The following is a 14,983-nucleotide window of genomic DNA, read 5'->3' as shown; positions in this document are numbered from 1 at the left end:
AATTGCCGCGGAATTGTCCGATTTCCCAGCCTTCGCGGGGGGAAGTTTTTTCATTGCACCGATGCTTCGGTCTGCTTGCCAACGTCCGCTGCTTTGCTCGCGGTGGCGTATGCCGGCGCAGCCCCCGCCGATGTGTTCGATGTTTCGATTCGCGCTGGCGCCGCGCTTTTACGCGGTACCGTGCAGCATAGGCCGCAACGATGCGGGCGCTGGCTCGGGGTTGCCCTCCCGGCGTTCACCAGTGGCTGCATCGCCTTCCGCCGCACCACCTTCGACCACACCACCTTCGGCCGCATCGCCGAGCACCGCGGCGAACATCGCCAGTTGCGAACTGTCCGGCAGCGGCGCCTTGAGCGCGGCGACCATCAGCGAGGCGAGGCGCGCGATCAGTTGCAGGTCGTTCATCGACTTGCCCTGCGAGAACTCGGAAATGAGGCTGTCGGTGTCGGTGCCCGCGAGCACACCCGACAGCGCGCCGATCGCGAAGTGTAGCCGCCAGCCGAGTTCTTCGCGCGGCAGATGCGGCAGCGCGCGCTGGAACGCATCGAAAAAGCGCACGGCCACCGATTCGTAATGCTGGTTCAGAAAGTCGCGAATGAACGCCGACGGATCGGTATAGGCACGGCCGAGCAGGCGCAAAAACGCCTTGCCGCCGACGCGCGGATCGCGCGACAAACGCAGCGCCGGAATGAACATCGCGCCGAGCACGTGCTCGCAGGTCAGGCGCGCGCCGAGCATTCTGTCGAAGCGGTCGAGCAGCTTGAGCCGCTCCTCGTTGAGCCGGTCGAGACGGCGCGAAAGCATCGAATGAATCAGCGATTCCTTGCTGCCGAAGTGATAGTTGACCGCCGCGAGATTGACTTCGGCGCGCGAAGTGATCTGGCGCAGCGACATCGCTTCATAGCCGCATTCGATGAAGAGCGTCTCCGCGGTGTCGAGAATGCGTGACTTGGTGTCGCCGGCATGCCGGCCTGTTGCGCGAACTGCCATGTTGCGTCTCCCAGTGGCCGGCGCTGCCGGCTCGCAAACAAGCGATTCAAATCGATATTTGAAACAACCGTTTTTCAGGATAAAGAAGGATGGCCGCTGCGATCAAGGTGTCCGGCTCGACTAACTCCTCTAGAAGATCAGACGAAAGCGCTCTTTTCCGCGCGCGGCGAGTCATGTCGCGCGGAAAACAAAGAGGCCGTTCCGATCGAATCGGAACGGCCTCGTATCGCCTGCAATGTATCGGGCTTCGTGCCTGAACTTTTCACGCCCGGCGCGTGTTGGCGCCGTGGCGGTTCGAACCGTCTTCGAGGCTATTGCGCCCGCTAATGTGCCGGCCAACGTGCCCGTTAATGCGCCGGCACGATAGCTGTCCAGTTCGAACGAATGGCGTTCCTAGACCTGTCCTCCCGCCGCGCTGCCTACAGAGGGCGTGCCGACGTCACGTGCGGACTGGATCATGTCGATGCCGCGGCGCTCGCGGCTGAACGGAATCAGCGCGCAGATCACGACCGCGACGATGCCGATCACGACCGCCATCACGAGCGCATAGTTGTTGCCGTGCAGTTCGGCGATTTTCGCCTGCATCGGACCGTTGACCGACGAGATCAGATTGCCGAGCTGATACACGAGACCGGGGAAGGTCGCGCGGATTTCATCAGGCGAGATTTCGTTCAGGTGCACCGGAATCACGCCCCATGCGCCTTGCACGGAGATCTGCATCAGGAATGCGCCGAGCGCGAGCAGCATCGGTGTGGTCGAGAAAGCCCACAGCGGCAGCACCGGCAACGCGATCACCGCGGCGATGAAGATCGTGCGCTTGCGGCCGATCTTCTCCGACAGCCAGCCGAAGAAGAGGCCCCCGCAGATCGCGCCGATGTTCAGCGTGATCGTGATCCACGACACCGTGTGCGCATCGAACTGACGCTGCACGCGCAGGAAGGTCGGATAGAGATCCTGCGAGCCGTGCGAGAAGAAGTTGAACGCGGTCATGAGAATGATCGCGTAGATCGACAGGCCGACGTTCTGCTTGAGCGTCGCGATGAGGCCGGGACGCACCTTCTTTTCGAGCGTCTTGAATGCCGGGGATTCCGGCACGTGCGCGCGGATATAGAGCACGAGCAGCGCGGGCACCACGCCGACGAAGAACATGCCGCGCCAGCCGATGTATTGATAGAACACGCCGAACACGATCGAGGCGAGCAGAAAGCCGCTCGGATAACCGGCCTGCAGGAGACCCGAGACGATGCCGCGCGATTTCGGCGGCACGGTTTCCATCGTCAGCGCGCCGCCGACGCCCCATTCGCCGCCCATCGCGATACCGAACAGCGCGCGCAGCACGAGCAGGGTCATCAGATTCGGCGAGAGACCGGACAGCAGTTCGAGCAGCGAGAAGCACGCGATGTTGATCATCAGCGTGGGACGGCGGCCGTATTTGTCCGCGAGCCAGCCGAAAATCAATGCGCCGAGCGGACGCATCATCAAGGTCAGCATGATCGCAAACGCAACTGACGGAATGTCCGTACCGAATTCCTGCGCGATATCTTTCAATACGAACACCATCAGAAAGAAATCGAATGCGTCGAGTGTCCAGCCCAGATAGGCGGCGATCGTGACGTTTCTCTGTTCCCGAGTCCAGCTCATTGATTGTTCTCCTGAGTCTCCACAAGCCCGCGACTGACGGCGGGCGGCTTCGTTGCCTTTGCCCCTTGCGCCTTGCTGCCAATACCTGCGGCGAGTGTACGCCGAGCGTTAAGCGCTTGCATGGTTGAACCTGCTTTTATCCGTGTTAATCCGGAGAGCAAATTTCATGCTGAATCCGCAATACGTGTTTTATGTTGGTTAAATGTAATTATCGTATTGATAATGTTATTAAATTAGTTTGTTATTTGTAATATTCATTGGATTTAAAGCACGGCTATAAAGCGCGGAATTGCACGGTTGACTTGCCGTACTGTTACCGCTGTGTGCCTGTATCTGCGCGTGGGCAGTTGCTGGTGTCGCGAATCGTTTGTGTGCATCGAAGTCGCACGGTATATATGCAAAATGAGCATCAATATAAGAGAAAAATCAATTTGATTCATGGTGCGCCGCGCAATAAGATGACCGCCATCCGTTTCATGTCCTCTTGCCGAGCATCCCTCATGTCAGTCAACGCAACTTCTCCGGTGCCTGTGCGCCGCGCACACAGCCCATTCATGGCAGTCGCCGCCGTTACGTTGCTTACGGGTCTCGGTGCCGGCATCGGCGGCATGCTGCTCGCGTTGCTGCTGCATGGCATTCAACATGTCGCCTACGGTTACAGCGTCTCGCACGTGGTCAGCGCTGCGAGCTTTCTCGACGGTGTGAGCGACGCGTCGCCGCAGCGTCGCGCGATGGTTCTCACGCTGTGCGGGCTCGTGGCCGGACTCGGTTGGTGGGCGCTGTACCGTTATGGACGGCCGCTCGTGAGCATCCGCGCGGCGCTCAAATCCGACGATCCGCAGATGCCTTTGATGAGCACCACGATCCACGCGCTGCTGCAGATCGTGACGGTTGCGTTGGGCTCACCGCTCGGCCGCGAGGTCGCACCGCGCGAAATCGGCTCGGCGCTGGCAGGCTGGCTGTCGCGCCGCGCGGGGCTGTCGGTCGCGCAGAGCCGGATCATGGTGGCGTGCGGCGCGGGTGCGGGTCTCGCCGCGGTCTACAACGTGCCGCTCGGCGGCGCGGTGTTCGTGCTCGAAGTGCTGCTGGGCACGTTCGGCTGGTCCGTGCTGGTGCCGGCTGTCGTGACGTCGACGGTGGCCGCGCTGGTCGCCCGGTTGGGACTCGGCAACGAGTTCCAGTATCTGACGCCGGCCATGACGCTGAATGCCTCGCTGACGGTGTGGTCGATCGTATGCGGTCCGGTTTTCGGCGCGGTGGCCTGGTGGTTCGTAGAACTGACGAAACGCTCGCGCGCCGCCGCGCCGAAGGACTGGCGCCTGCCGGTGTTGTCGCTGCTGAACTTCGCGATGATCGGCATGCTGGCGATGTATTTCCCGCAACTGCTCGGCAACGGCAAGGGTCCGGCGAGTCTCGCCTTCGACGGCGGATTGAGCATCAGCCTTGCGGCGACGCTGCTGGTGCTGCGGGTCGCGATTACCGCAAGCAGCCTGCGTGCGGGCGCCGAAGGCGGGCTGCTGACGCCGGGATTCGCGAATGGCGCGCTGCTGGCGATCGTGCTCGGCGGACTATGGACTCTCGTGTGGCCGGGTGCTTCGCCAGGGGCATTTGCGGTGGTTGGTGCGACGGCATTTCTCGCTGCTTCGATGCAGATGCCGATTACCGCTGTCGTGCTCGCGTTTGAGTTTACGCGCGTGAGCCAGGAGTTTCTGATTCCGATCCTGTTTGCCGTGGGCGGCGCGTTGCTGGCTTTCCAGGCTTGCGCGAAGTGGGTGCCTGCCGCGAAACCCGTGCGCGGGTGGTTCGGCTGCGGCGGGGTGAATAAGGTGTGATCAGGGCGCAGGCCGAACGCGGCCAGAAGCGGAGAATGACCTGTTTCGAATCCGCCTCGGGCCCCACTTTGGGCCCGTCTGTCTCAAGTCTTGCCGAATAGTTCCGCGAGGCCGGCCGGCGAGCCGAACATCGCGTCGGCGTCGTGCCCCGCGCCGGCGATCTCGACAGTGTCGTGCGCGAAACTCTGTGGGTGCCGCTCGCGCATGTAGCGCGTATAGGCGCGTCCGCGCTGCGCTTCGTCGAGTTCATGAAGACGCGGCGGCGCGCGCCCGGCCGCTAGCAAAGTATCAATAAAATGAATGACATGCATTTCAACATTTAATTTGTCGATGACTCGGGCGTGCGATATGGTGTCGGCATCTATCCCATACGGCCACGCGGCGCGGCGAGCACAACGTCAATAAAGACGCGTCCAGTGGCCTCCGATTCGCCGAGGCACAGTCATGATCGACCGCGTATTCGTCAACGCCGTGGGCGTTGACGGCAAACCCCTGAATCTCGCGGTACGCGATGGCCGCTTCGTCAGCGTCGGCGCCGAGCGTCCTGAGAGCGGCAGCGCCGAGGTCGTCGACCTGAAAGGGCATCTCGTGCTGCCGGGGTGGGTCGATGGACATATCCATCTCGACAAGAGCTTCGTGGGCGACCGCTGGCGCCCTCATCGCGCTGCCGCGACGCTGCGCGAACGCCTTGCCGACGAGAAACAGGCGCTCGCGAACGCATTGCCCGTGGCGGTGCGCGCCGATGCGCTGATCCGTCAGGCCGCATCGTTCGGCACGATGGCGATGAGAAGCCACGTCGACGTGGACGCGACGACCGGTCTGACTCATCTTCATGCCGTGATGGAAGCGCGCGAGAAGTGGCGCGGCATCGTCGACATCGAACTCGTCGCATTTCCGCAGGCTGGCGTCATCTCGTGTCCGGGCACCGCCGATGTCCTCGGCGCGGCGGCGCGCGAAGGCGTGGAAGCCGTAGGCGGCATCGACCCGACCACCCTCGACGGCGACGCGCAAGGTCAGCTCGACATCATCTTCGGCATTGCGCAGAAATACGGCGTGAAGATCGACATTCATTTGCATGAGCCGGGCGAGCAAGGCATCGGCCAGCTGCATCGCATTGCCGAGCGCACCCGCGCGTGCGGCTTGCAGGGCAGGGTGTCGGTCAGCCACGCCTATGCATTGGGCGATGTCGAAGCCGCGCAGGTCGAGCGCGTCGCGGATGTGCTCGCGAAAGCAGACGTATCGATCATGACGAACGCTCCCGGAGACCGGGCCTTTCCGCCGATTCTGCAACTGCGTGCGGCGGGTGTGCGCGTCTTCAGCGGCAACGACAACATTCAGGACGCCTGGTGGCCGTACGGAAACGGCGACATGCTCCAGCGGGCCATGCTGATCGGCTACCGCTCCGGGTTCTATACCGACGAAGCACTGCTGGTCGCGCTGGACATGGTGAGCACAGCCGGCGCGGCCGTGATCGGCAAGCACGACTATGGCCTGAAGGCGGGCAACGAGGCATCGTTCGTCATCCTGAAGGCTGAGAACGCCGCCGCCGCTGTCGCGGCCGTTCCCGCCGAGCGGGCCATCGTCCGACACGGGCAGTTCTGGGGCGACCCGGCCCGCCTGCACTTCGACACCGAAACCGCAAAGGCCGCAAATACCACAAACGGCCCGCGCGGCTGATTATCCCGGGAGCCGCCGTACGCGGCCTCGTTTCTGAAATCGCGACATCAACCCTCACGGAGCGTCCGAGTGTCATCGACCCCTTACTATGCGCCACACGGCGGCCATCCGGCCCAGACCGAATTGCTGACCGATCGCGCCATGTTCACCGAAGCCTATGCGGTCATTCCCAAAGGCGTGTTGCGTGACATTGTGACGAGCCATCTGCCGTTCTGGGACAACACGCGCCTGTGGGTGCTGGCGCGTCCGCTATCGGGCTTCGCCGAAACGTTCTCGCAGTACATCATGGAAGTGGGCCCGGGCGGCGGCAGTGAGCGCCCCGAGCTGGACGAGCATGCGGAGGGTGTCCTCTTCGTGGTCGAAGGGGAAATCGCGCTGACGCTCGAAGGCGTTGAACACAAGCTCGTGCCGGGCGGCTACGCGTTCATTCCGCCGCGCACGAACTGGTCGCTGCGCAATCGCGGCGCCGACTGCGCGCGTTTCCACTGGGTCCGCAAGCACTACGAAGCAGTGGATGGCCTGCCGCAGCCCGAACCGTTCGTGAAGAACGAACAGGACGTCGAGCCGATTCCGATGCCCGGCACCGAAGGGCGCTGGGTCACGACGCGCTTCGTCGATACCGCCGATATGCGTCACGACATGCACGTCAACATCGTCACGTTCCAACCCGGCGGCGTGATCCCGTTCGCGGAAACGCATGTGATGGAGCACGGCCTCTATGTGCTCGAAGGCAAGGCCGTCTACCGGCTGAACCAGGACTGGGTCGAAGTGGAAGCCGGCGATTTCATGTGGTTGCGCGCGTTCTGCCCGCAGGCCTGCTACGCGGGCGGCCCTTCGCGCTTCCGCTATCTGCTCTACAAGGACGTCAACCGTCAGATGAAGCTCACGCTCGGTGCGCCGCAGACGCGCCGCGCTTAATAGCGACTGTTGAGCCACGGCGTCGCCCGCATGTCGAGCGGGTGACGCCGGCTGCGGCCCATGCGTCGCCCTCGCGCCGCCGATGGTCCGCAGCACGGCGTGGACCGCCATTGCCCTCCTCGATGCGGCGTGATAGAACGCGGTATCCGCATTCGATATTCAAATAGTCCGATGAGAGGGGGCGTGAAAATGAATAGGCCGCTGTTCGATCTGGATCTGCTGCGGGCAATCGTCATGGTGGCGGATTGCGGCTCGTTCACGGCGGCATCGGCGCGGCTGCATTCGACGCAGTCGACGGTCAGCCAGAAAGTGCGACGCCTCGAGGAGCTGGCAGGGCACAAGCTGCTCGAACGAGGCAGCCGCGACGTGCGCCCGACCGATGCGGGTGAGACGCTGCTGGCCTACGCGCGGCGCATGCTGGCCCTCAACGACGAGATGCTCGAAGCATTGGCGGGAGCAACGGTGGGTTTGACGGTGCGCCTGGGCGTGCCCGAGGATTTCGTTGGCGGGCCCACCACGCATATGCTCGCGGCGTTCAATCGAAAGCATCCGCAAGTGAAGCTCGAGGTGATGAGCGGTTTGAGCCGCGATGTCGCCAGCAGCTACGATCGCGGCGATCTCGACCTCGTGATCGTGAAGCACCGGCGCAACAGCCGCGAGGCGGTGGCATGCTGGCCGGAGCAACTGCGCTGGATCGACAGCGCGAAGAATCCATCTTTCCACCTCGATCCGATTCCGCTGATTGCGTTCCCGCCGCGCGGACTATATCGCGACGACATGACGAATGCGATCGAAGGACTCGGACGCCGCTGGCGCATGAGCTTCATCAGTTCGAGCCTGAGCGGCATCCAGGCGGCGGTGGCCGACGGGCTCGGCATCAGTCTGCTGCCTGCGCGTTCGGTCACGGCCGATCATATCGTCTTGACGAAAAAAAGCGGCTTGCCTTCGATCGATACGATGGACGTCGCACTGCTTCACCGGCCGACTGCGGACGCGGTCGTCAAGGAATTGGCGCGGGTCCTGTCGCGGATGTTCGGGGCGCCACGGCGAGTCCAGTGACAGGTACGACAGCGGGCTGGTGTCACGCGTCATGGTGTGCCCGCTTTCCTCATCCGTCGGCGAAAGAACGGGCGGAACGTTTCGGCGAGTACAACCCGCGCACTGACTCAGTCAGGCGCCGGAACGGTGAACGCTGCAGGCGGGCAAGTTGTTGCCGCGCTTCTCCTAAAGCCGCTCGTGTTGCCGCGAGTTCGCCTGCCAGCACCGTGTCGACTCCCGCACCGTCGATCAGCGCAATATCCACGATACGTGTAGCCCGATGAAGAGGAGTCCACGTCTGCGGCCAGTTCGCCTGGGCGCCGAAGGCCAGCACTTGCGTGGCCTGAGCGAGCTTGCTGGTCCACAGCGCAAATGTATCGGGATGAACGGCGCCGCCTCGCACCATCTCCTTGCCGAGATCTACGGCTTCAAGGTGAATCTCCAATCCTTCCGGCGCTTCGAATCCGCAGTGACGATTGTCCTCACACGTTTGGCGCGCGCTTCCGAACGACGGCTCGAGTCCCGTCAGATCGGCTACCCAGCGTTCAGCGGCTCGCGTATAGGCGGGTGACCGAGCGGCGAGATCGCAATCGAAGATCGCATCTGCATGAGTCGTTGCATGCTGTGAAGCGAGGAGCCAGTGTGCGAGAAAAGCGCGATATGCATCGGCGGGTGCAACATTCATCACATGTTGCTTGAAAAAATCAAGGCATGCTCCAAACGGCTTTTCCGTTGATTCTCGCGATATCCGCGGCAAATCGATATGCAGTCCTTCGAGCATTTGCTCGACCACTGGCGTATCTCTGTTCAATGCCAGCACGGCAAACGGGACGGCCACGAAATGCGGGTTTCCGTGAGTGGCGAGCAGATCCCAGCAAGACCGCCACTGGGAAATGGGGTTCTTCTCAACCACGATGTGAACGGCGTCCGGGAAGGTACTGCGAAACCATGGAAGCCGGCCCAGCGATCGGCAGAACTTGAAGACCGGCACGCCGCCTCGCTCGTGAGCGGCGCTTATCAGCTTACATAGGTAGGCTTGAAGCTGGCCGGCTCCGTCGGGAGTCTGCCCCGAGAAGCGATCGATTGAAAAACGCTCCTCGTAGCCGGAGATACCTTGTCCACTCGGTTCAAGCAGATGCGCGAATTCCGCGAAGTACGGTTTCTCCAGTTTCGGATGACCCGAACGCCAACTGTCTGCCGTACTGGTAGCCAGCTTTGCCGAATCGATTGTCGACAACATCTCGTGCAACGGTTCGTAGTACGCAGTGACTTCGTTGAGGCGGCGAAAACACGACCATAGCCATGTGCCCGCCGTTCTGTATCCGGTATGCAAAAACACCGTTTTGGTTTCTGGCCTCATCGAGCGAGCGTAAAGCAATTTGAATTCCGATAACCGGTTGTGAAATTTTCCGCGAGCGAGAGAAATCCTTGATGCGCCAGCCAGCCGGGGCCGCCGCCGATGGAGCGCGAGCGGCGTTCGTACAGCGCGGCTTCGACAGTCACGCTATGTTTCGCGGTTTCAGCATGGCAAATTCGTTTCATAGCGGACGTGAGCCAGATTTCGCGGTGTTCCGGTCATCCTGAACCATGCGCTGAAACGTGGACAATACGCGTGCGCACGTCAGCGTCTGGCGCCAGAATTTCTCCTTGAGCCGCGCGGTGGGAACCCATTGCCAGGGTAAAACGACGTTGACCGTTCCCCACGCCGGGCGCCAGCGTTCAGATACGCGGCGCCGCCGGAACAGGCTGATGGTCGGAATGCGCAGATTCGATGCGAGATGCCCGACACCGGAGTCGTTTCCGATAAACCAGCCGGATTCGTATAACCAGCATGCCAGCTCATGAGGGCTGCTAAATTCCGGGGCAGGAATGCCCCATCGTTCCAGGTCTCGCCAGCGTTCGCGTTCGTGCGGTGCGATCACGAAGTGGACGTCATAGCCGCGTTGACGCAAATTGCGGGCTAACTTCACGAATCGCTCTGATAGCCAGCGCTTGTCTTCGGTGCTGGCTTCGGGGTGAATGGCGATACGGCGAATGTAATGGCGGTGTCGTAGTGCCGGCGGGGGCGTGATTCCATTGCTCAGGTCGACATCCGGCAGTCCGAGTTCGTCACGACAGAAGTCGGCGAAGCGCTCCGCCATGCAACCAGAGCGATCCCCGAACACGACCTCATCCAGATCAAGAACACAAGGGTGGGCTTCTGTCAGGCGTGGCATCGGCTGATTCCGATGCATTTGCAGAACGGTGTCGTACGGCGCCAGCAGTGCTCCGGCATCCGCATGGTCCGGCAACGGCTGTATCGCGACGTGGGGAAACCAGTGCCGCAATGCATGAGCCGGACGTCCGAAGACCGCGACATCGATACCGTTGCCCAGAAGATTTTTCACGATGACCATCAACACCAGCGTGTCGCCGATCGCGTTCGACATGACCACGGCGACGCGTCTGGGTTTGTCTTTCGCCATGCGGGGAACGGGTAATGAATTCATGCGAGATTGGTGCGTAGTTGCTCGAACGCCTGAGTCACTTTGCTAACCGACAACAGGTATTTCCAGTAGCGCTCCCTCAGGCGTCCTGTGGGCAAGTAAGCGCCGCCTATCAATACCCGTCCGATGCCCCAGCCGGGACGCCACGTGCGCGCGATACCGCGGCGCATGAACAATGAAATGGTGGGAATCTGCAGGCTCGATGCAAGATGGCCGATTCCCGAGTCGTTACCGATGAACCACCCGGATTCGAAAAGCCAGGTGGCGACGTGATCGAGCGAAGGGAGGTCGGGCAGGGTGATGCCGAGCTTTTCGACGTGTTTCCAGTCCGCACGCTCTTGCGGCGCAACCACGAACTCCGGGCTGAAACCCTGGTCGCGCAGTTCCACCGCCAGTCGAATGAAGCGTGATGCGAGCCAGCGTTTGTCCACTGTGCTTGCGGTGGGATGGATGGCGACGCGAAACGGGTACTTGCGGTGTTGAAGTTCCGGCGGCGGCACAATGCCGTTATTTTTTTCGGCATTCGGCAGACCAAGTTCATCGCGACAAAATAGTGCGAGCCGATCCGCCATCGATTCCGAGGAACGGGCGCGACAGATATGGTCGAGCAGGATCACTCGGGGATGAAGGCGATCCAGCCCGGTAAACGGCCGATTGCTGTGCATTTGAATGACGGTATCGAAGCCGTGCAGTTGCTCCGCAAGATGCGCTTCGCCTAACTCGGCCTGTATATCGATATCTGGAAACCAATCGCGCAGAACATGCGCATGTTGGCCGAACACGGTGGCCGCAATACGGTTTTTCTGAAGGTTGTGCGCAATCGTCATCATCAACAGTGAATCGCCCACTGCGGGTGAAAGAATCAATGCCACACGAGATATTGACTGGATTGCGGGCCGCATAGCTACATCCCATTGGCGCACTTCCAACAGCGGGCGAAGCGCTTGCCAGGTCGTGAACGAATACCGTTCGATGAATTGGCCACAGTCTAGATTCGGCGCACATTACTTGAGTTACAACAGCCATTACCGCGGTTTACGTTCGCCGTGTAGCGGCTTTCAGTGATCGTCCCATTCAGTCGATCGAAAATCGTGCCGCTGTTTGAAAAAGCAATTCCACTCGGTGGTTATATGAGTAAGCCTAACGGCTGTGCAGTCTTGAACTTGCCCACCTTATTGCGGCGCAACCCACGTTGGCGCCTCTCCGGAATCTATTCGTTTTGCTGAGTACCCGCAGGAGGTCTGACTGAACTACCTGTTTTTTGCATAATCCTGCCAATCGCGACATGTTTGTGCATTTCGACGTCGATCGTGTGTTAGGTTAGCTGCATGGACCTAACACGCCTGACTGAGCTGCGAGAGCTGATGACGCGCCTCGCCAGCCCCGACGCACTGGCTTACCGTGTGCTCCCGAACGTGACGCTCATGTCGGCGGTCGCGCCCACGCTGCCGATGGCCGACGTGACCGAGCCGACATTCGCGCTCGTGGCGCGTGGCACCAAACATGTCTGCCTCGGCGACCAGGTGTTCGACTACAGCACCGGCCAATATCTGATCGTCTCGGTCGACCTGCCGCTGGAAGCGCATGTGGCGGAGGCGACGAAAGAGGCGCCTTATCTGGGCCTTGGACTTGCGCTGCGGCCCGAGGCAATCGCCTCTTTGCTACTGGAAGTGGGAAGCGCGCCGGCTCCGCTGTCCGATCCCCCGGGCATCGCCGTCAGTGCGCTGACCGATGAGTTGATCGAGCCGATCATCCGCCTGCTGCGTTTAGTGGACAGACCGGCCGATATCCCGGTCCTTGCCAACTCGATAGAACGGGAATTTCTCTGGCGGCTGATTAACGGGGCCCAGGGCCCAATGGTGCGGCAAATCGGGCTTGCCGATAGCCGCATGGCGCAGATCGGCCGCGCAATCCGGCACATTCGTACGCATTATGCGGAGCCGCTGCGTATCGAGAATCTCGCGCAAGTCGCCGGAATGAGCGTCACCTCGTTCCACCGGCATTTCCTCGCCGTCACCTCGATGACGCCAATCGGATACCTGAAACAGATTCGCCTCCAGACAGCCCGCTCGCTGCTCCTCGCCTCGGCGGAGGATGTGGCGACAGTCGGCTTTGCCGTGGGTTACAACAGCGCGTCGCAATTCAGCCGGGAATACCGGCGGCAGTTTGGCGAGGCCCCGGGCAGAGACGGCCGAAGACTGCGTCAAACCGAAGACACGCGCAACTCCACTGATTGAAGCAACCGGACGGATCACGACGAGGACGGCCGGAGCGCTCTGCTCATTGCGGCCGGGGCTGTCGACACTCCGCAGAAAACCGGTCCGCCTTCACCAGGGCGAGGAGCAGGCGAGTCAATCACGATTGGCAGGATTGCACATGAATCTGGTGGTTTCGGTCTATCGTCGACAACCCGTTTTCTGTTTCACTTCGATGAGGAATGTCCTCGCGCAGGCCAGCCTTCGAGCATGGTGCGCCGCGGACATCGAGTTCAATCGGAGTCAGGAGAGGCGAGATGGCGACAGGTTTAAACGGCAAGGTCGTGGTGATTACAGGAGCGAGCAGCGGCCTTGGGGAGGCGGCGGCCAGACATCTCGCCGAGCAGGGTGCGTTGCTGGTTCTGGGCGCACGACGTGCCGACCGGATTCAGGCGCTCGCTGACGAACTCAGGGCCGCAGGCCACCAGGCCCTGTCGATCGCGACCGACGTGACGGACAGCGAACAGGTGAAGAAGCTGGTCGATACGGCGGTCGAGGCTCATGGCCGCGTCGACGTGCTGGTCAACAATGCGGGGGTGGCGCCCCTTTCGTTGCTCGAAAAGCTGAAGATCGGCGAATGGGATCAGATGATCGACGTGAACCTCAAGGGCGTTCTCTACGGAATCGCCGCGGCGTTGCCGCATATGATCCGCCAGAGGGCCGGGCAGATCATCAATGTTTCGTCTATCGCGGCTCTCAGGGCCGCCCCGGTGACCGCCATCTATTCCGCCACCAAGGAGGCGGTGCGGGTGATAACGGAGGGGCTTCGCCAGGAGGTCAAGCCTCACAATATTCGCACGACCGTCATCCTGCCGGGTGCGGTGGCGACTGATCTGCCGGGCGGCATCAACGAGGCGGATATTGCCGCGGCCATGAAGGCGTTTTACGAAATCGCCATCTCACCAGACGCGTTTGCCAGGGCCGTGGCCTTCGCCATCAGTCAGCCGGACGACGTTGATGTGAACGAAATCGTCTTTCGGCCTACTCTTCAGGTGTAGATCTCCATGCCGTTCCTCAGCGATCGCTCGACCCGTTGCTCTTGCAGCAAACGCGCCCCATGGGCCAGGTGACAGAAGCACCGGACGGAATTTTCCAACAGAGGAGGTCTGCGTGAAGCAGGAAGACGAAAACCTTGGCGCGAAAGGCATCTCCCGGCGGACGGTTCTAACCGCAGCGGCTGCGGCCGCCGTCACGCCGTTATTTTCCCCGCTCACCGCGATCGCAGGATCCGCGGTGCCGCTCTCACCGCAACAGCAAGGAGACAAAGCTATGACGTTCGTCACGACCAAAGACGGCACCCAAATCTTCTATAAGGATTGGGGACCCAGGAACGCTCAGCCCATCGTTTTCCATCACGGCTGGCCCCTCAGCGCGGACGATTGGGACGCGCAGATGCTGTTCTTCCTCGCCGAGGGCTATCGCGTCGTCGCCCATGATCGCCGCGGCCATGGGCGTTCGAGCCAGGTGAGCGATGGTCACGACATGGATCACTACGCCGCCGATGCCTCGGCTGTTGCCGAACACCTGAATCTGAAAAACGCCGTTCATATCGGCCATTCGACCGGCGGCGGCGAAGTGGCCCGGTACGTCGCGAGATACGGTCAACCTCAGGGCCGTGTCGCCAAGGCTGTTCTGGTCAGCTCCGTTCCGCCGCTCATGGTCAAGACCGAGAGCAATCCCGGCGGCACACCGATCGAGGTGTTCGACGGCTTTCGCAAGGCTCTCGCCGCCAACCGGTCGCAGTTCTTTCTCGACGTGGCCTCGGGGCCGTTCTACGGTTTCAACCGGCCGGGCGCGAAGGTTTCGCAGGGCATTATCCAGAACTGGTGGCGTCAGGGGATGATGGGCAGCGCCAAGGCTCACTACGAAGGCATCAAGGCCTTCTCGGAAACCGATCAGACGGAGGACCTGAAAGCGATAACGGTTCCAACGTTCTGTATTCAGGGCGACGACGACCAGGTCGTGCCGTACAAAGACGCCGTCGAATTGCAGGCGAAGCTGATCAGGAACAGCCGGCTCAAGGTCTATCCGGGTTTCTCGCACGGCATGCTGACGGTGAACGCCGACGTCATCAACCCCGATCTGCTTGCATTTATCCGCGCGTAAGCGCTGACCTTCGGCACAGCGAGGCCGTCAGCGGAGGTCC

At 61.5% G+C, this 14,983-nt stretch carries 14 protein-coding genes; 7 read left to right on the top strand and 7 right to left on the bottom strand.

Translation table 11 applies throughout. The features are described 5' to 3' along the window. Positions 1 to 168: 168 nt before the first annotated feature. Both B9Z01_RS08125 and B9Z01_RS08120 read right to left on the bottom strand, forming a co-directional pair. Positions 169 to 990, bottom strand: a complete 822-nt coding sequence (locus B9Z01_RS08125) for a TetR/AcrR family transcriptional regulator (RefSeq protein WP_085481712.1) — start codon at positions 988 to 990, stop codon at positions 169 to 171. Between the two features lie 393 nt (positions 991 to 1,383). Then, positions 1,384 to 2,631 (bottom strand): MFS transporter, encoded by a 1,248-nt coding sequence (locus B9Z01_RS08120; protein ID WP_085481711.1) that lies wholly within the window; start codon positions 2,629 to 2,631, stop codon positions 1,384 to 1,386. A 500-nt stretch (positions 2,632 to 3,131) separates the two neighbouring features. Between B9Z01_RS08120 and B9Z01_RS08115 the strand changes: the two genes are divergently transcribed. Then, on the top strand, positions 3,132 to 4,463 hold the full coding sequence (locus tag B9Z01_RS08115; protein WP_085481710.1) for a chloride channel protein: 1,332 nt from the start codon (positions 3,132 to 3,134) through the stop codon (positions 4,461 to 4,463). Between the two features lie 83 nt (positions 4,464 to 4,546). Here B9Z01_RS08115 and B9Z01_RS08110 read toward each other — a convergent pair whose 3' ends face one another. Continuing rightward, positions 4,547 to 4,774, bottom strand: coding sequence for a hypothetical protein (locus B9Z01_RS08110; protein WP_085481709.1), 228 nt, complete (start codon positions 4,772 to 4,774; stop codon positions 4,547 to 4,549). A gap of 133 nt (positions 4,775 to 4,907) precedes the next feature. Between B9Z01_RS08110 and B9Z01_RS08105 the strand changes: the two genes are divergently transcribed. The 3 genes from B9Z01_RS08105 to B9Z01_RS08095 all read left to right on the top strand — a co-directional run bounded on the left by B9Z01_RS08105 (position 4,908) and on the right by B9Z01_RS08095 (position 8,117). Next, positions 4,908 to 6,140, top strand: coding sequence for an amidohydrolase family protein (locus B9Z01_RS08105; protein WP_085481708.1), 1,233 nt, complete (start codon positions 4,908 to 4,910; stop codon positions 6,138 to 6,140). Positions 6,141 to 6,209: 69 nt separating this feature from the next. Next, positions 6,210 to 7,058, top strand: coding sequence for a bifunctional allantoicase/(S)-ureidoglycine aminohydrolase (locus tag B9Z01_RS08100; protein WP_085481707.1), 849 nt, complete (start codon positions 6,210 to 6,212; stop codon positions 7,056 to 7,058). Between the two features lie 189 nt (positions 7,059 to 7,247). Next, entirely contained in the window at positions 7,248 to 8,117 is an 870-nt protein-coding gene (locus B9Z01_RS08095; protein WP_085481706.1) for a LysR family transcriptional regulator, read from the top strand. 49 nt (positions 8,118 to 8,166) lie between these two features. Here B9Z01_RS08095 and B9Z01_RS08090 read toward each other — a convergent pair whose 3' ends face one another. From B9Z01_RS08090 to B9Z01_RS08075, 4 genes are read right to left on the bottom strand one after another with little or no spacing between them, the layout of a single operon-like run. Then, a complete protein-coding gene (locus B9Z01_RS08090; protein ID WP_143808861.1) occupies positions 8,167 to 9,456 on the bottom strand; it encodes a hypothetical protein in 1,290 nt (429 codons plus the stop codon). Beyond that, positions 9,453 to 9,599 carry a hypothetical protein gene (locus tag B9Z01_RS35470; RefSeq protein ID WP_167387453.1) on the bottom strand — a complete coding sequence of 49 codons (147 nt, stop codon included), beginning with the start codon at positions 9,597 to 9,599 and terminating at the stop codon, positions 9,453 to 9,455. The genes B9Z01_RS08090 and B9Z01_RS35470 overlap by 4 nt, the downstream gene beginning before the upstream one ends. A 35-nt stretch (positions 9,600 to 9,634) precedes the next feature. After that, positions 9,635 to 10,585, bottom strand: coding sequence for a glycosyltransferase family 9 protein (locus tag B9Z01_RS08080; RefSeq protein ID WP_085481703.1), 951 nt, complete (start codon positions 10,583 to 10,585; stop codon positions 9,635 to 9,637). Continuing rightward, positions 10,582 to 11,454 carry a glycosyltransferase family 9 protein gene (locus tag B9Z01_RS08075; RefSeq protein WP_244195957.1) on the bottom strand — a complete coding sequence of 291 codons (873 nt, stop codon included), beginning with the start codon at positions 11,452 to 11,454 and terminating at the stop codon, positions 10,582 to 10,584. The genes B9Z01_RS08080 and B9Z01_RS08075 overlap by 4 nt, the downstream gene beginning before the upstream one ends. Positions 11,455 to 11,910: 456 nt before the next feature. Here B9Z01_RS08075 and B9Z01_RS08070 point away from each other — a divergent pair, with 456 nt between their 5' ends. The 3 genes from B9Z01_RS08070 to B9Z01_RS08060 all read left to right on the top strand — a co-directional run bounded on the left by B9Z01_RS08070 (position 11,911) and on the right by B9Z01_RS08060 (position 14,943). Then, entirely contained in the window at positions 11,911 to 12,819 is a 909-nt protein-coding gene (locus B9Z01_RS08070) for an AraC family transcriptional regulator (protein WP_085481701.1), read from the top strand. Between the two features lie 275 nt (positions 12,820 to 13,094). Further along, positions 13,095 to 13,835 (top strand): SDR family oxidoreductase, encoded by a 741-nt coding sequence (locus B9Z01_RS08065; protein WP_085481700.1) that lies wholly within the window; start codon positions 13,095 to 13,097, stop codon positions 13,833 to 13,835. A 271-nt stretch (positions 13,836 to 14,106) separates the two neighbouring features. After that, positions 14,107 to 14,943, top strand: coding sequence for an alpha/beta fold hydrolase (locus B9Z01_RS08060; protein ID WP_143808878.1), 837 nt, complete (start codon positions 14,107 to 14,109; stop codon positions 14,941 to 14,943). The last annotated feature ends 40 nt before the right edge of the window (positions 14,944 to 14,983 follow it).

The sequence above is a fragment of the Paraburkholderia susongensis genome, assembly GCF_900177725.1.
GTDB lineage: Bacteria > Pseudomonadota > Gammaproteobacteria > Burkholderiales > Burkholderiaceae > Paraburkholderia > Paraburkholderia susongensis.
Note: the sequence above shows the minus strand (reverse complement) of the source record. Positions and strands in the feature narration are given on the sequence as shown.